This is a genomic window from Pirellulales bacterium (genome assembly GCA_019694435.1).
Classification (GTDB): Bacteria; Planctomycetota; Planctomycetia; order Pirellulales; family JAEUIK01; genus JAIBBZ01.
Genome location: JAIBBZ010000007.1, coordinates 74091 through 91200 on the forward strand (window position 1 = coordinate 74091; position 17110 = coordinate 91200).

Below are 17110 nucleotides of genomic sequence, written 5' to 3' on the forward strand. Positions count from 1 at the left end.
GGCGTTTAAGGCGCACGGGGGGGATGGCGCTGGTCGCATTTTCTCCCGCGCGGATGCCACGACTCCCGTCTTTTCGTGCGCCGATCCCCCCAGGTGGTTGCTGGGACTGCGCCAATGATGCTATGCGAAAAATAAAATACAAACCTTTTCGTGGCAACCACTTACTGCTGGGAAAAAAAACGCAATAATTGCCTCGCAACACGGTTTGGTGCATAGGGTGGTTTGGAATGCCCCCAAGAGACTGGGGTAGCGCAGACACGTCGGATTCAGGGCGTATCGCCGTAGTTTCGCGGTTGAGCGAAACCTTCGGGCGGAAGCGAGCGCTCAAGGCATGGCGTCGGCGTGTGAAGTTTTTCGGGCGCTGTGGCCTGGATGAATTCGTCGCTTCACGCAACAGCAGGTGTCTGCAATTGCAATGTGTTGGGCAGCGCATTGCCTGTGGAGCACGCGAACAGCAACGCACGAAAGACGTGCGCGGCGGTTTGCCCAGGGCTATGTGATGTCCGCCCGTAGATTCCGGGAAACGACTTCCTTGGTACGGCGATGACTCACGGTTGGACCCAACGGCGAGGCCTCCACGGACAGCAGCGCTTCACGAATTTCGCGATTGCATGACAGTCGGCACCGAGTGACCACCCGGGCAACGCGTATCTCCGACGTTTTTGATTGAGTTCGAGTGAGTTCGTTCATGTCCATTCGCATCGTCATCGCCGACGACCATGCTGTTGTTCGCGATGGCCTGATCATGTTGTTGGCAGGCACCGAAATCGAAGTTGTCGGCCAGGCGGCGACGGGCGACGAAGCCGTGCGGTTGGCCTCAGAGTTGAAGCCTAGCCTTGTCCTGCTCGATGTGCGCATGGGCGGGGGCGACGGCCTGGCAGCTTTGGGCCGCCTGAAAATCGACCATCCCGACCAGGCCGTGCTGATGTTCTCGGCCTACGACAATCCCACCTACGTCGCGCGGGCCGTGGCGCTCGGCGCGGCGGGCTATTTGCTCAAGGAATGCACTCGCGATGAATTGCTGACGGCCATTCGGGCCGTCGCGGCGGGCGACGCCATCTGGACGCGGGAAGAATTGCGACGGGTCACCGGCGCCTTGGCCGCGCCGCGGCTGGGGGGCGATACGGAGGTGCCCCTGACCCAACGCGAGGCGGACGTTCTGCGCCAGATCGCCTTGGGCTTGACGAATCGCGAGATCGCCCAGACGCTGGATATCAGCTACGAGACGGTCAAAGAGCACGTGCAAAACATGCTCCGCAAGATCGGCGTCTCGGATCGCACCCAAGCAGCGGTGTGGGCGGTCCGTAAGGGCCTGGTGTGATTCAGGTCGCCCGCGCCGCCGAACCGTCGCCGTCTCGACGAGGGCCACGCACGATGCAGGTCGAAATCGTCTATTGCTTGCCTTGCGGATATCGCCCTTTGGCACGCCAGGTGGCAGCCCGGCTCGAACGCGAACACGGTGCGCAGGTGATGCTCCGGGCCGGTTTTCCGGGGATGTTCCGGGTCGTCGCCGATGGCAGCGAAATCTACGACAAGCGGCGGACGCGCGGCTGGCTGGGCAAAATCGGCTTTGGCCGCGTACCCGAGGTCGACGAGGTGGTGTCGTTAGTCTCGGCCGCGGCGCGGCGCGAATCGAGCCACCACAGCCCGGCGAACAAGGGCGCGAGCACGACCGCGGCCCATTGATATCCGGTCCAGCCGAGCCACATCTCCGGCTCTGGGCGCCACTCCTCCGACACAAAGCGGTAGGCCAGATACGCGAGGATGTACAGCTTGATCAGTTGGCGCCGCAAAGCACCACGCCGGTACAGCCGCCAGAGGATCAGGGCTGCCGCGAAATGGAACGCGGCTTCGTAGAGTTGCGCGGGATGACGGCGCACCCCGTCCCCGAAATCGACGCCCCAGGGAAGTATCGTTGCGGTGCCGTAGCAGCACCCGCCCACGAAGCAAGCGAGTCGCCCGACGGCAATCGATGCCGCAACCGGCACCGCAAAGCTGTCGCCTGTCTTGGTGCGAATGTGCAAGGCCCACTTCGCCACCTCGACGCCCAGGTAGCCGCCTACCAGCCCGAGCACGATCGTCTTGCCCGAGGGCGCGAACCAGTCGGCTTGCGTCCAGTCGCGGGCAGCGCCGAGCACAAAGGGGAGGCGCGCGGTGAACATCGCCCCGCATAGGGCACCGATCGCGAGCCCGATGCGCTCGCCGCGCCGCAGCGGAGCCTCGGTTGGAAAGCGCCTGGACACGATCAGGCCCGTCGCTAGGGCCACCCCCATGGCGCCGGCGTACGCCAGATTCATCGTCCAGGTTCCGCTAGCTGCACCAGCGGTGCCGCGGCTCGCGACACCGGGGCGTCGATCTGCAGCTTTTCCAGCGTTGGCAGCGGCACGTGCCCTTCGCGGTACAGCACGTTGTAGGCACAAAACGGCACGACGTGCCCGCTGGGCAAAACGTGGTGGATGCAGCACTTCATCAGTCGCCGCAGATCGAAGTTATAGGCGTCGAGAAACGAAGTGATCGTGATGCGCAGCACGTCTTCCGGATCGACCTGCTCGGCCAAGGCCCGGCGGAAGAACTCTTCGGCCAGCTCGTCGCGCGGTGCTGGCGCGTCGCCAAGCACGGGCAACCCGGGCTGGTCTTCCTTGTCCGGTCCCAACGTGGGCCCGCAGCCACAGCCGGGGCCGCACGCGCCGACTCGCGCCAAATATTCTTCAATCAACTGCCGAGCCCGAGGCCGGTTAAAGGTGATGCCGCCTGAAAGCAGCTCGAGATGCTCGTGGGCGTTGATGAATCGCGTGAGCGGGCGTGCCCTGCCTTGGCTGCGATACAAATAGCTCAGCGTGTGGCAATTCGGGTGCGCACAGGGCAGCGGCAAGAAATCGTCGGACTGGAAAAGCCCGTCACACTGCTCGACCAGTGCCCGCACCACGTCGGGAAAGGTCACGCGGTTTTCGAGGTCGGCAGGTAAGACGTGCCGTCCACTGTAAGTGGCCGGTTGAAAGCTGACGCCCGTAATCCAGGGGCGCACGATGGCAAACCGCACGAGGTCGCCGACCTCGTCGAGATTCAAGTCGCCTTGCAACGTGGCGACGAGAGTTGTGCGCAGCCCTTGGCGGCCCAATTTTTCAACGGCCCGCAATTTTGTAGCCAGCAGCGGCTCGCCGCGGAGTTCGCGATAGCTCGATTCGCGCAGGCCGTCGAACTGCAGGTAGATCTCCAGCCGCTTGCGTCGCGCCGCGAGTTTTTCCAGCAAGTCGTCGTCGTTCGCCAGCCGGATCCCGTTGGTGTTGATCATCACCACGTCGATCGGCTGGTTGCAGGCGTACTCGACCAGCTGGACAAACTCGGGGTGCAAAGTGGGCTCGCCGCCGGAAAGTTGCACCACTTCGGCCCGACCTTCGACCTCGACCAGGCGATCGATGGCACGGCAGGCATCGGCCAGGCTCAGGTGTTTGCCGCCCGGTCCGCTCGAGGCGAAGCACATCGGGCAGCGCAGATTGCACGAGTCGGTGATTTCAACCAGCCCTACGCAGGTGTGTTGCTCGTGTTCGGTGCAGAGGCCGCAATCGTACGGGCAGCCGCGTTGCGGCGTGGTGCCAAATTCCGCCGGGATGCGGCCCGGCACGCTGTATTCGAGGCGGTCGTAGGCCGACACGTCCGAGCAGATGAAATCCTCGCGTGTGCCGTGCGTCGGACAGTGCTTGCGGAAATAGACGCGCCCCTGCCTCACCAGAATCTTCGCCGGTACCACGGCCAGGCACTCCGGGCAAAGGCTCTGCGTGGTGCCAAGCATTGTGTAGTCGCGCAGTTGCATGCTTCGTGTGGCTCCTACGGCCGAGGCTGATCCTGGTTCAAGTCTTCAAGCTCGCGACGCAGGCCGCGCGCGGAAAATCGATAAATCACCGCGCTCACGAGTGCGACAACAACCGCCGTAACCCCAGCGATCGTCAGCATTCGATTGGAGAGGCGGGCGAAAGACTCTTCGTTCGCCTGGCGGCCGGACGTCTGGTTTACGCAAGCCATGAAAAAGAAGGCCGCCATCGCAACAACCGCATAGGCGGATACCGCCAGGGTGGTGATTGTGATCCAGATGGCTTCGAGCGGCGTGGGCCCCGAATCGCGGCGCAACGCGATCAGGCCTGCGTGAATCAAGAGAGGCAGAACCATGATCACGAACATCAGCCCTGCTGCAGGCGCCACGGCCGTGAGGCCGGCAGTTACGACGATCAGATCGAACAACACCAGCGCAGTCGTGAGATTGCCCGCGGAGGACCCGCGGGCAGGCCGCGCGGCGTATCTTTGTACGGTGGTGTTTACTCTGGCCTTACAAAGCCAACAGGGAACGATGATCGGTGCGTCGTCTGCGAGCACGTTCATGGCCCCGCACTTCGGACAAAGGAAAGCTGACGCAGGCTCGGCAGTTGGGCTGTTTGAAGCTTCAATCATTCGGCGCACGACTCAGAGTGCCTGAGTGCTAGAGGGGGGCTCGTCGCAGGGTGGCGCGGTGTTCCGCGCGCGCCAAAAGAATCTCAGCAGTCCGACCAGCACCAGCAAAGCGGCCACAGCACCCAGCACGGCACCAAACATCAAGTCGTAGCTCAGCGCCTCTTCGCTGCCCACGCCCAAGGATTCGAGCGCCAAGGCACCGCCTACGAACCCGGCCGTACAGACCGCCAAGAATGCTCCCGCGGCCGAAACCCAGGCCACGAATACCGCGCCGGCCGACGACCAGAGCAGCAGGAATTTTTCGCCCAACGTGGCCGGTTGGCCGCGCCGGCGGAGGACGACGGTCGTGCGAATGAGCGCGGGCAGGGTCAGCAGGAAGAACAGGACGGCCATCGGTGGTGCCGCGGCCAGCAACCCGAAGAAGATCGCCACCAGCGTGATGCACAACAGCAGGGAACTCAGACCGAACTGCAGCGGCCGTTGCTCGGTTGCCGGCGAGGAGGCGCGCATCGCATCGGCGGCACCGAAGACACGCCGGCACAACCAACACTCCGCTGGCCGCGGCGCGCCGGGGATGGTCAGATTTGCAGCGCCGCATTCGGGGCAGATGATGGCGTCGGCAATGGGTTCAGCGGTCTCGGTCGCGGAACTCAAGGGCGGGCTCCTTCTGCTGTCAGACGCGCGACGTCCGCCTCCTGGCGTCGGGCATAGTCCGCGGCGATGCCGCGCACGCGCCGAATCAGTTGGCCCAGGAGCACTCCGGAAAACATCAGGGCCAGCAAAAAGATCAACTGGTAGTAGCGGGGTACGATCACCGTTTCGGGCTGCGGCGCATACCAGCGGGCATAGCCAAGCAGAAACAAGTAGCCGGCCAGGGCGCAGCCGGTCGCGAACCAGACCAGCGACAAGCTGAATCGCAGTCCAGCCAGGAGTATCAGCAGGAAATAGACCACCAGCAACGGGCTGCGCGGGCCGGCGGCGATGGTCAGCAGGCCGGTCAACAGCGCCATGTCCGCGGCCGTCGTGACGAACTTGAATGCCGGCGGAAAGTATTGCTGCCGCAGGCTCGAATAGACGCCCAGGGCGAGCGCCGACCACGCCGCGCATAGCACGGTCACAGCCAGATGAAATCGTCCGTCGACGCCTTCGACCTTGGGCAGTTCGAGCCCGCCCAGCCGCAGGCCGTGATAGTTGATCAACTCGACGGTGTAGAAGCCGCCGATCCCGATGGTGCGCAGCAGGTTGGCCCGCAGCTCACCTTCGTACTGCTGCCAACGATCGGTGATGTACCAAGGCCGATCCTGCGCCCCGGGAAGTGCATTCATCCATGTGGCTCCGTCCTGGCCGTTGGCAACTCTGTATTGGTTCTGATTCTTGCGCAAACTCCGGCCTGGAGCAAGCAATCCTGGTCGCAGCAAGAAAAACCCAGGCGGCGTCCTGCCGGGGCCCCGGCGCCGCGTAGTGACCTGCACCGCGCCGGTCTACAATGTGCCCGTCCGGCACACGAGAGAGGAAGGGATAAGTTACATGATGTCAGCACTGAAGTTCGCCTCACCTTTGCTTCCGCTGCTCGGCGTCTTGCTGTTCGGCTTGACGGTTTCCCGAGCGGCAGTGGCCGGCGATTTGGATGCGCGCCTCGCCGAGGTGATCGACGCGCCCGAATACAAGTCGGCCCACTGGGGATTACTCGTCGCCGATCTGGCCTCGGGCGAGGTGCTCCACGAATTCCACGGCGACAAGTTGTTTGCGCCCGCTTCGACCACGAAGCTCTACTCGGTGGCCGCGGCGCTCGATGCGCTGGGAGCCGACTATCGGTTCGAGACGCGTGTGGTCTATTCCGGACCCTTGGCCCTGTCCGGCAAGCTCCACGGCGATTTGATTCTGATCGCCAGTGGCGACCTCACGCTAGGCGGGCGCACCACGAGCGCGGGAGAGATCGCTTTCAAGGACACGGATCACACGTACGCCAACGGCGGCCTCGATGCTCAAATGACCGAACCCGATCCATTGGCTGGATTGGACGAACTGGCGCGGCAGGTGCGCGCGTCGGGGATCTCGCTGGTTTCGGGCAATGTGCTGATCGACGATCGCTTGTTCGATCACGAAATGGGCACCGGCAGCGGTCCCAGCACGCTCACGCCGATCATCGTCAATGACAACGTCGTCGACGTGGTGGTCACGCCTGCGGCCGAAGGCCAGATGGCGACGATGACTTACCGGCCGCAGGCCCCCGGAATTTCCGTCGAGAGCATTGTCGAGACCACGGCCGCGGGCAGCGAAACGGCGATCGATATCGAGATGATCGCCCCGGGCCGGATCGTCGTGCGTGGCAAGATTCCGGCCAATTCGCGACCGATCGTGCGCGTGGCGGAAGTCGACGACGCTGCGGCGTTTGCCCGCTGTCTGTTCATCGAGGCCTTGCGTCGCGCCGGAGTTGCCGTCGAGGCCGCGGCGACCGCCGGCAACGATTCCGCCGCCCTGCCGTCGAGAGAGCAGGTGGCTGGGCTGCCGGTCGCGGCGAAGTTCATGTCTCCACCCTTCGCGGAGGAGGCGCGGTTGATTCTCAAGGTGAGCCACAACCTGCACGCGAGCATCCTGCCCATCTTGCTGGCGGTGAAGCAGGGGCGGCGGTCGTTGTCCGACGGCATGCGGCTCGAAGGCGAATTCCTGGCCCGCGCCGGCGTCGACGTCCAGGCGATTTCATTCGGCAGTGGCGCCGGCGGGTCGCGCGGCGATTGCATCACGCCGAGGGCCACGGTGCAGTTGCTCAGGGCCATGGCGCAGCGGCCCGATTTCGACGTGTATCTGCGGGCCATGCCGGTCCTGGGGGTCGATGGCACTCTCGCCGAATCGGTGGGCCCCGAGAGCCCGGCGCGCGGCAAGATACAGGCAAAAACCGGGACCTATTATTGGGAAAACCTGCTGGACGGCCGGCTGCTGCTGGTGAGCAAAGCGCTGGCCGGCTACATGACCACGGCCTCGGGCCGGAAGCTGGCGTTCGCCCTGTTCGTCAACAATGCCCACTTGAAGACGTCGGACGAGACGAAGCGCGTGGGCCGTTCGCTAGGCCAGATCTGCGAGATCTTGCACGACGCCTGGTGAATCGCCCAAACTGAACTTGGCCCACGGCCCGGGGACGGATCCTTGTTCAAGTTCATTCACGCCGCCGATTTGCACCTCGACAGCCCGCTGCGCGGACTGGATACCTACGACGGCGCGCCGGTCGAGGAAATCCGGCTTGCCGCGCGCCGGGCCTGCGCGGCCCTGGTCGATCTGGCAATCGACGAGCAAGTGGTCCTCGTGGCCCTGGCCGGCGATATCTACGACGGCGATTGGCCCGACTACAGCACGGGCTTGTTTTTCGTCAGTCAACTGGCGCGGCTGCGGGCGGCCGGCATCCGGGTGTGCCTGATCGCCGGCAATCACGACGCGGCGAACAAGATGACCCGCTCGCTGCCGTTGCCCGAAAACGTCACGTTTTTCTCACACCAGCACCCCGAGTCGATTGAACTGCCCGATTACGACCTGGTGGTGCATGGGCAGAGCTTCGCCCGGGCCGCCGAAACGGATGATTTGTCGGCGCGCTATCCGGCCGCACGGCGCGGAGCGTTCAATCTTGGTTTGCTGCATACCTGCGCCGGCGGTCGCGAAGGCCACGAGCGCTATGCCCCTTGCTCGCTCGAGGGTTTGCTGGCCAAGCAATACGACTACTGGGCGCTCGGCCATGTCCACACGCGCGAGGTTCTGAACGCGGAGCCGCACGTGGCCTTTTGCGGCAACCTGCAAGGCCGGAACATCCGCGAGACCGGGCCCAAAGGTTGCCTACTCGTGTCGGTCGATGACCGGCGCGCCGTGCGAACCGAATTTCGTGAGCTGGACGTCGTCCGCTGGTCGAGAGTCGAGGTCGATCTGCCCGGCGGCTCGCGCCGCGACGATGCGTTGGCCTTGGCGGGCGAGGCCTTGCGCGCGGAATCCGCGATCGCGGGCGGGCGCATCGTGGCCGCGCGCATCGAGCTCGCGGGCGAACCCGCGGTGGCCAATCCGCTGCGGGCAGTGCGCCAGGAACTGCTCGAAGACATCCGTGCCTTGGCCACCGACGTCGGCCAGGGCGAGATTTGGGTCGAAAAGCTACAGGTGCGCAGCCGCGCGGATGAAACGGCCGCGGCCGACTCGGCCGAGCTGCTCGGCCCCTTGGACTCGTTGCGTGGGCTGATCGCCGAGTTGCGCAACGATCCGCGGCGTTTGGCCGAGCTGGGTGTCGATCTGAGCGATCTGGCCGCCAGGTTGCCCAGCGAGCTGATCGACCCGGGCGAAGCCACGCGCGTCGACGACCCGTTGTGGCTGGCCCAGTTCCTTGACGAAGTCGAGCCGCTGCTGGTCTCGCGGCTCCTCGGGCCGGGTGCGACGCCGTGAGATTCGACGCCCTCCGCCTGTTGGCCTTTGGGCCGTTCACACAGCTGGGCATCGACTTGTCGGCCGGCAACCAGGGCCTGCACGTCATCTACGGGCCAAACGAAGCCGGCAAGACCTCGTCGCTGCGGGCCCTGCACGGCTTGCTTTACGGAATTCCGGAGCGTTCGAGCGACGACTTTTTGCACCTCAGCAAAGAGCTGCGCATCGGCGGATCGTTGCGCGGCAGCGGAGGACAGCGGCTCGACGTGGTACGGCGCAAGGCGCGCAAGAATTCGCTGCGCGACGGCAGCGACGACGCGGTGATCGAGGAGCAGGCCCTGACCCGCCTGCTCGGAGGCGTCGATCAGAAACTGTTCGGCATGCTGTTCGCGCTCGATCACGCGACGCTGGTCGCCGGCGGCAAAGAGATTCTGCAAGGCCGGGGACAAGTCGGCGAGCTGTTGTTCGCGGCTGGCGCCGGCATCGCGCCCTTGCGCCGCCTGCAATTCGACTTGCAAGCTCAAGCGGACGAACTTTTCAAACGCAGCGCCGTCAAGCCGCGGATCAATGCCACGCTGGCCGAATACAACAGCACGCGGCTGATGCTCAAACGGGCGCAGCTTTCGGTAGAAGAATGGCGCCGGCAGGACCAGCAGTGCAAGAACGCCCAAACGCGGCGTCAGGAGCTGAACGCGCAATTGGCCGAGGCGCGCACGGAACTGGCGCGGCTCGACCGGCTACATAAGGCCGGTTACGCCGTGAGCCGTTGGCGCGAGTTGGTCGACCAACGCGAACGGCTCGGCGAGGGCCCCTGGTTGGCGGTCGATTTCGGTTCGCGCCGCGAGCGCGCGCAGGCCGATCTGCGCAATGCCCAGCAGACGGTCCGGGCCGCCGAGGAGGCCCTGACGCGACTGAGCGCGGAACACGAGGCCCTGCCGGTGGCGACGCCCCTGGTCCAAGAGCATGACCTGGTCGACGAGCTCCGCGAGCGTCTGGGGAGCCATCGCAAGGCGATGCGCGACCGGCCCGCGCTGCACGACGAGGTCAAGCAGGCGAACGAATTGATTCGCGAGCTGCTGCATCGCCTGGGTCGTGACGACGAGCCCGACGACGGCTTCGCGGTCGGCGTGCCCGAGCATGTCAGGCTGGGCATCACTCAACTCAGCGAGAAGCTGATTCGCACCCGCGAACAGTCCGTGGTCATCGAGCGCGACTGCCGCCGGCTGCGCGGCGAAATTGCGCGCATCGAGTCTGAGTGCGATGCGGTGACCTCCGAAGGCTCGCTCCAGCCCTGGCGCGCCGAGCTGCGCCGGCTGCGGCCCCTGGCCGAGGAAGAGGCAGCGCTGGGCGAGTTGCAGGCGAAAAGCAGGCGGCTGCAGCGCGAAGCCGAGACTCGACTGCAGGCCCTCGGACTGTGGCAGGGCGAACTCGAGGCCGTTCAAGCTTTGCCTGTCCCGCCCGAGGAGTCGATCGAGCGATTCGACGCCCAGCGGCGCGATCTCGACGCACGCTGTGAATCGCAACAGCGCCATCTGACGGAGCTCAACCAGGAGATCGACCAGCTGCAAGCGACATTGGGCCAGCTCGAGGCCGCCGGCGCGGTGCCGTCGGCCAGCGATCTCGCCGCGGCGCGCGCGTTGCGCGACCGTGGCTGGCGCTTGGTCATGGCCGCCTGGCAAGGCGGCGGCCCTGGCGCTCCGGAGCAGGGCGAGTTTCTTGCCGCCTGCAGCCGGGACAATCTGCCGGACGCATACGCCCAGTGCGTACAGGCCGCCGACGAGCTGGCCGACCGATTGCGGCGCGAGGCCGACCGCGTGGCCGACAAGGCCAGGCTGTCTGGCCAGTTGGATCGCGCGCGCCGGCGCGCCGCCGATGCCGACATGGCTCTGCAACAGACGTGCGAGGCCTGCGCTCGGTGGCAGAACCAATGGGTCCAGCTCTGGGAGCCCTTGGCGTTGGCCCCGCTGCCGCCCGGCGAGATGCGGGCCTGGCTACGGCGACAGCGCGAGCTGGCCGAGCTTGTCGGCCAATGGCAACAAACTGTGGAAGACATTCGCGATCGCTCCGAGGAACTTGCCCGGCAGCGCATATCGGTCGGCCGGATTGCGACCGAGCTGGGGCTATCACCCGCCGCGGCCGATGTATCGCTCGTCGCGCTGGTCGAGGCGGCCAGCGATCGGGCCGAAGCCTTGCATGACGCGGCCAGGCGGCGCGCCGATCGGCGCGCGCAGTTGCCGGCGATGCGCAAAGAATTGCACGACTTGGAGCACCAGCAAGGCAAGCTGTCCGACGTGCTGCAAGAACTGGGACGCGATTGGGCGCAGTTCATGCGCCCCCTGGGGCTGGCCGAACACGCGACGGCGGAACAAGCGGCGAGCGTGCTGGAGACCCTGGCGCAGATTGCCGAGCAACGCGCCCGACGCCACCAGTTTGCCGTGCGGGTAGCGGGCATCGATGCCGAGGCACGGCAGTTCGCCGCGGACGTAATTGCCGCTGCCGAACGATTGGCGCCCGATCTGGGAGACCAAGAGCCGGAACGAATCGTGCTCCAGCTTGCCGAGCGATTTGCTCAGTCGCATCGGGCCGACGTGCAGCGCAAGTCGCTGGCCGAGCGGCTGGCCGACGAGCGGTCACGGCTGGAAAGAGCCCGGGTGGCGTTTCGCCAGGCCGAATCGATGCTCGCGCAGCTTTGCGAGGAGGCCGGGTGCGAGGAAATCGCTCAGCTGGCAAAACTCGAGCAGCAGTCGACCGAACGCCGCGAGGTGCAGAACGCTCTCGGCGAGGCGCAGCGGCAATTGAGCGAACTCGCTGCTGGGCGCAGCCTGACCGAGTTCGTCGACGACGTGGTGCAGCAGGCCGATGAATTGCCGACTCGCATCGAGACGCTGCAGTCTGGAATCGCTCAGCTCGAGGAACAGCGCGATGCGGCCCTGCGTGCCGCCACCGAGGCCGAAACAGAACTCAAACGCATGAGCGGGGGCGAGGGAGCCATCGGCCTGGCCGAACGGTGCGAATCGCTGCTGGCACGCTTGCGGGGAGACGCCGAACGGCTCGCCGTACTGCGGCTGGCGCAAGCTGTGCTCCGCGAAGGCGTCGACCGCTACCGGCGCGAAAACGCCAGCGCCGTCCTCGATCGGGCCAGCACGCTCTTCACGCAATTGACGTGTGGGTCGTTCGCGGGCCTGCGGACGGAGATCGACGAAGACGAAGAAGTGATCGTGGGAGTACGGCCCGATGGGACCTGGCTGACCGTCGAAGGCATGAGCGAAGGCACGGCCGACCAGTTGTTCCTAGCACTGCGCCTGGCGAGCGTGCGCGCCTGGGCCGAGGAGCACGAGCCAATTCCGCTGGCGCTCGACGATATCCTGGTGAACTTCGACGATCGCCGTTCGGCGGCGGCGCTGTTGGCCTTGGCCGAGCTTTCCGATCACGTGCAGGTCGTGTTCTTTACGCACCACGCACATCTGGTAGAACTGGCTCGCCAGCACGTTGCGCCCGAGCGCGTGTTCGTACACGAACTCCGCCGCTAACCGCGCCGCTTGCGTCGTGGTTCGCCGTGAGGCTTCCCGTTGCCGCGAGACTGCCGATGGACCACCACGCCGAATTGGCTCAGCTCGTCATGCCGGCCGGGTCGAACGGAGAGTTCAACCTGCCGTCTGAGCTGTCGATCGTGATCGAGCGCGGCCACGGCTGCGAGTTGTGGGATACGACCGGCCGGCGGTTTCTCGACTTTTCCACGGGTTGGGGCTCCGTGCTCGTCGGCCATGCCCGGCCCGAGGTTGTCGCGGCCGTCACGCGGCAGGCGGCGCTCGGATCGAATTTTTCGTACCCCACGGCGCCGACCGTGGCCTTGGCCGCCGAATTGGTGCGGCTCAGTCCGGCCTGCGAGCAGGTTCGGTTTTGCGCCTCGGGAACCGAGGCGACGATGTATTGTCAGCGCCTGGCGCGCGCATTCACCGGCCGGCCGAAGATACTCAAGTTCGAGGGCGCCTATCACGGCGCCAACGAGGTCGGCGTGACCAGCCTGTTTCCGCAGGCGCCGCCCGACTTCCCCCAACCGGACCCAACCAGCGCCGGGATCGAGGAGATTGCCCGCGTGGGGATTCTGGTCGCGCCTTACAACGATCTGGCGGTCACGCGCCGACTGATTGAAGCACATGTACACGAGCTGGCGGCCGTGATTGTCGAGCCGTTGCAGCGCTGCACGCCGCCCCGGCCCGGTTTTCTCGAAGGTCTGCGCGAGTTGACGCGCCAGCACGACGTGCTGCTGATCTTCGACGAGGTGGTCACCGGTTTCCGGCTCGCTTACGGCGGCGCACAAGAATACTACGGCGTCGTTCCCGACCTGGTGGCATATGGAAAAGCGCTCGGCGGCGGCTATCCAATCGGCGCCTTTGGCGGCCGACGCGAGTTGCTCGCGCTGGTGTGCGAGGAGCGCCTGGGCCAGTTACCCTACGTCTGGACGGCATCGACGCTGGGCGGCAATCCGATTTCGGCGGCCGCGGCCCTGGCGGCCTTGGGTGTGTTCCGCGGCGCGGGGGTCTACGCGCGCCTGCACGCCCTGGGGCGATATCTGCGCTCCGGTCTGGTCGGGGCGCTCCAGGCGTACGGCGTGGTCGGACAGATCCTCGGCGATGGGCCCCTGGCCCAGGTCGTGTTTTCTCCCCAGCCGGTGCATGACTATCGTAGCGGGTTGCGGGCCGATCGGGCCCGAGCGCGGGCGCTGATGCTCGAATTGTTTCGCAGCGGGATCTTTCTCAACCCGATGGGTACGAAGCTGTACTTGTCGCTCGCGCATGACGAAGCGGCCTGCGACGAGCTGATCGAACTTTTCACTGCGGCGCTGCGTCGGACCGGTTGACCGATCGCGCGACGAGCGGCGCCGGCCACCCGCCACTGGAGCAGACGCCTTACTCGGGCGTCGCGGTCGAATCGCCCGGATTGAGTTGGCGCTCGAACCCGGCGCAATCGAGCATCGGCAACCGGGGATATTTGGGATAGCGCGGGTCGTGTTGCGAGCGGCCACAAAGATAGAAGGTGCTGCCGCGCCCCGTTTCCACGCGCCGCGCGTGGCGACACCCTGCGCACAGGCCCACCGGAACGCCGGTCATGGCGCACTCACTTTTCCAGCATGGGGCCCAGGATGCCTTGCAGCTTGGTCAAGCTGCGCGACAGCATCACCCGCACCGCGCCGTCCGACTTCCCCAGCTTCTCGGCGATCTCCTTCGACGGCAGCCCCTCGACGTAGCGCAGGCGCAGCGCTTCGCGCTGCTCTTCGGGCAACTCGTCGAGTGCGGCCAGCAATTTCACCTCGCGCTGACCGCGCGAAAACGCCTGGCTGGCCGTAGTCATGCTGGCAACGAGCAGGTTGATAAACCCGCCGCGGTTGGAATCGTCCGTGCGGTTGTCGATTGACACCTCGCGGGCGGCGGAACGCTTTTGCGCGCCGAACAGCCTGCGGTGGGCGTCGACGATCCTGCGCTGGGCAATCTGACAGAGCCAACCAAACGGATCGCGATCGCCCAGCTCCATCGCCGGCAGCGATCGAACCGCTTCGGCGCTCACCTCTTGCGCCAGGTCCTCGGGCTCGATGCGCGAACGCAGGCCGGGTCCCATCTGGCGGACGATATAGCCCAACAACTGCGGACCCTTGGCGGCCAGGTACTGACCGAGCGCCTCGCCATCGCCTTGCTTCAAACGCTCGACCAGGGCCTGTTGTTCGTCATCGTTCATAGTCGGGTTTCCCTGGCCGGGCGCTGCCGCCGCAGGCCGGATGTGTCTGGGAGCGTTACCGAAGAGATTGTAAATTGAAGCCGAGGCACTGAGAATCGGCTCTGGGCGTCTGCGCGGTGCAGCATCCGACCGGCGCAGCAGACCGTGTCCGGCAGCCGAATCTAGCAAATCGCCCTCTGGGACAGCCGTGAACTCTTCCGACGCGACACCCACGTTGGGCATGGACGACTCGAGCCGGGTCTGGGACTTGCTCGCCGGCCGGATCGAGACTTTGGTCGAGCAGTGGGAATCGGGCGCCGAGCCGCCGCTGTTAGCCGACCTGCTCGAAGCCCGCGACCCGCCCAATTTCCGCCGGCTGGCCCTGATCGAGCTGATCAAGGTCGACCTGGAATACCGCTGGCAGCGTCGGCAGATGCCTCGGCTGATCGAGGAGTATGTTGCCGAGTTCCCCGAGTTGATCGACCCCGATTTGCCGTGCGACCTGATCTATGAGGAATTTCACGTTCGCCGCCGGGCGGGCGAAAGCGTTCGCGGCTCGGACTATTACGAGCGGTTTCCCGAGCAGGCCGAGGAGTTGCGGCGGTTGATCGCCTTCGAGTCGCCGGAGACGTCGACCTCGGTCTTTGGCACGAGCGGCAAACGCCCGACCGTGGCGGTCGGCGAGCGGCTGGACGAATTCGACCTGCTCGCGCAATTGGGGAGCGGCGCTTTCGCCACGGTGTTCCTCGCCCGCCAGAATTCGCTGCAGCGACTCGTGGCGGTCAAGGTGTCAGCCGACCGCGGCACCGAGCCACAAACCCTGGCGCAGCTCGACCACCCGCATATTGTAAGGGTCTACGACCAGCGCGTCCTGGCCGATCGCAAGCTGCGGCTGCTCTACATGCAATACGTGGCCGGCGGCACGCTGCATACCGTCGTCGATCTGGTGCGCCAAACGCCGCTGCAACACCGCACGGGGCGGCTCGTGCTCCAAGCGGTCGACAAGTCGCTCGACACGAGGGGCGAATCGCCGCCCAGCGATTCGGCGACGCGCGGGCGCCTGGCCCGTTCGACCTGGCCCGAGGCCGTTTGCTGGTTGGGAAGCCGGCTGGCATCGGCGCTGGCCTACGCCCACCGAATGGGCGTTTTGCATCGCGACGTCAAGCCCGCCAACGTGCTGCTGGCGGCCGATGCTTCGCCGAAACTGGTCGACTTCAACATCAGCTTCAGCTCGAAGCTCGAAGGCGCCACACCGGCGGCCTATTTCGGCGGCAGCCTCGCCTACATGTCGCCCGAACAGCTCGAGGCCTGTAACCCCAGCCACGACCGTCAACCCGGCGAGCTCGATCGCCGCGCCGACGTCTATTCGGTGGGGGTCATGCTCTGGGAACTGTTGACGGGCGAGCGGCCGTTTCCCGACGAATCGGTCGAAGTCGGTTGGGCCAAGACGCTGCAAGCGATGGCCGCGCGACGACGTGCCGGAGTGCCGGCCGAGCGCATTGCCGCCCTGCCCCGTGACCTGCCGGCGGGCCTGAAGCAGGTGCTGCTCGAATGTCTCGAGCCCGACGTCGATCGACGGATGCCTTCGGCCGAAGAATTAGGGCGGCAACTGGCCCTCTGTTTGCAACCGCGCGCGCAGCGCCTGATGCGGCCGGCACGCATGGCCTTGGGTGCGATCTTGCGCAATGCGCCGATCACCAGTTGGGCCGTGGCGGGGCTGCTGCCCAACGCGATCGCGAGTGTGTTCAACGTCCTCTACAACCTCAGGGGCATCCTGAATCGATTTCCTGACGAGTTGAAAGATTACTTCTTCACGGTCATGCTGCCGGCGGTCAACCTCGTGGCCTACCCGATCGGCTTTTTCGCGGGCCTGTTACTGGCCTGGCCGGTCTGCCGCGCGGTACATCGGCTGCGCCGCGGCAAGCCGGTCGATCTCACTCGCCTGCCGGCCTTGCGGCGGCGCTGCCTGGTGCTGGGCGATTGTGTCGCCCTGGTCGTCGCCGGCCTCTGGCTGGTCAGCGGGTTGGGGATTCCGCTCACGCTGCAGTTCGGCCCCGGCACCGTGGACCAGCCGGTGGAGGTCACCACGGGCGAGTTCGTACATTTCGAGGTCTCGCAGCTGCTGTTCGGCTTCATTGCCGCGACGCTCTGCTTTTTCCTGATGACGTTCGTCGGCGTGCGCGGTTTCTATCCGCTGTTGCTGCAGCCCGATACGCAAGTTCCTGAGGATGGGCCGTCGCTGGGGCGGCTGGCCAATCGGCTGTGGATCTACCTGGCGATGAACGTCACGGTGCCATTCGTGGCGGTGCTGCTCTTGGCATTCTTCAAGACGCCGCTGACCGAAGCGTTCATTGTCCTGGGCGCGCTGGGGCTGGTGGGGTTTGCCGTCGTGTTCCTGCTGACCCGGGTCATTCAGGCCGATCTCGCGGCGATGCAGGTGGCCGTGAGGTCGTCACGCGAAGATATCGACGAGGGTTCGATCGGCCTCGATTCGTTCTGGACGCGGTCGCGCTGACGGCTGTGGCGAGACCGCGGGCGCTAAAAAAACGTCGCGAGGCAGGAT

The 17110-nt window shown here is 65.6% G+C and carries 13 protein-coding genes; 6 read left to right on the plus strand and 7 right to left on the minus strand.

Annotation, left to right across the window (positions count from 1 at the left end; genetic code table 11):
* Positions 1-688 precede the first annotated feature (688 nt).
* Positions 689-1321 carry a response regulator transcription factor gene (locus K1X74_08180; GenBank protein MBX7166314.1) on the plus strand — a complete coding sequence of 211 codons (633 nt, stop codon included), beginning with the start codon at positions 689-691 and terminating at the stop codon, positions 1319-1321.
* 205 nt (positions 1322-1526) lie between these two features.
* On the opposite strand, the gene K1X74_08185 is transcribed toward K1X74_08180, so the two are convergent.
* The 5 genes from K1X74_08185 to K1X74_08205 all read right to left on the minus strand — a co-directional run bounded on the left by K1X74_08185 (position 1527) and on the right by K1X74_08205 (position 5768).
* Complete coding sequence (locus tag K1X74_08185; GenBank protein ID MBX7166315.1) at positions 1527-2297, minus strand: prolipoprotein diacylglyceryl transferase; 771 nt, start codon at positions 2295-2297, stop codon at positions 1527-1529.
* Entirely contained in the window at positions 2294-3790 is a 1497-nt protein-coding gene (locus tag K1X74_08190) for a radical SAM protein (protein MBX7166316.1), read from the minus strand. The genes K1X74_08185 and K1X74_08190 overlap by 4 nt, the downstream gene beginning before the upstream one ends.
* 35 nt (positions 3791-3825) lie before the next feature.
* Positions 3826-4374, minus strand: coding sequence for a hypothetical protein (locus K1X74_08195; protein ID MBX7166317.1), 549 nt, complete (start codon positions 4372-4374; stop codon positions 3826-3828).
* 81 nt (positions 4375-4455) lie between these two features.
* Complete coding sequence (locus K1X74_08200; GenBank protein ID MBX7166318.1) at positions 4456-5097, minus strand: hypothetical protein; 642 nt, start codon at positions 5095-5097, stop codon at positions 4456-4458.
* Positions 5094-5768, minus strand: coding sequence for a hypothetical protein (locus tag K1X74_08205; GenBank protein MBX7166319.1), 675 nt, complete (start codon positions 5766-5768; stop codon positions 5094-5096). Before K1X74_08205 ends, K1X74_08200 begins: the two co-directional genes overlap by 4 nt.
* 202 nt (positions 5769-5970) lie before the next feature.
* On the opposite strand from K1X74_08205, the gene dacB reads away from it, so the two are divergent.
* From dacB to K1X74_08225, 4 genes are read left to right on the plus strand one after another with little or no spacing between them, the layout of a single operon-like run.
* On the plus strand, positions 5971-7545 hold the full coding sequence (gene dacB, locus K1X74_08210) for a D-alanyl-D-alanine carboxypeptidase/D-alanyl-D-alanine-endopeptidase (protein MBX7166320.1): 1575 nt from the start codon (positions 5971-5973) through the stop codon (positions 7543-7545).
* A 42-nt stretch (positions 7546-7587) separates the two neighbouring features.
* Positions 7588-8856, plus strand: a complete 1269-nt coding sequence (locus K1X74_08215) for a DNA repair exonuclease (GenBank protein ID MBX7166321.1) — start codon at positions 7588-7590, stop codon at positions 8854-8856.
* A complete protein-coding gene (locus K1X74_08220; protein MBX7166322.1) occupies positions 8853-12365 on the plus strand; it encodes an AAA family ATPase in 3513 nt (1170 codons plus the stop codon). Before K1X74_08215 ends, K1X74_08220 begins: the two co-directional genes overlap by 4 nt.
* A 56-nt stretch (positions 12366-12421) precedes the next feature.
* A complete protein-coding gene (locus K1X74_08225) occupies positions 12422-13696 on the plus strand; it encodes an aminotransferase class III-fold pyridoxal phosphate-dependent enzyme (protein ID MBX7166323.1) in 1275 nt (424 codons plus the stop codon).
* A gap of 49 nt (positions 13697-13745) precedes the next feature.
* On the opposite strand, the gene K1X74_08230 is transcribed toward K1X74_08225, so the two are convergent.
* Together K1X74_08230 and K1X74_08235 are read right to left on the minus strand one after the other, a co-directional pair.
* Positions 13746-13946: a hypothetical protein gene (locus K1X74_08230; protein ID MBX7166324.1), complete on the minus strand. Its 201-nt coding sequence runs from the start codon at positions 13944-13946 to the stop codon at positions 13746-13748.
* Between the two features lie 7 nt (positions 13947-13953).
* Positions 13954-14568, minus strand: a complete 615-nt coding sequence (locus tag K1X74_08235; GenBank protein MBX7166325.1) for a sigma-70 family RNA polymerase sigma factor — start codon at positions 14566-14568, stop codon at positions 13954-13956.
* A gap of 187 nt (positions 14569-14755) precedes the next feature.
* Here K1X74_08235 and K1X74_08240 point away from each other — a divergent pair, with 187 nt between their 5' ends.
* Positions 14756-17062: a serine/threonine protein kinase gene (locus K1X74_08240; protein ID MBX7166326.1), complete on the plus strand. Its 2307-nt coding sequence runs from the start codon at positions 14756-14758 to the stop codon at positions 17060-17062.
* The last annotated feature ends 48 nt before the right edge of the window (positions 17063-17110 follow it).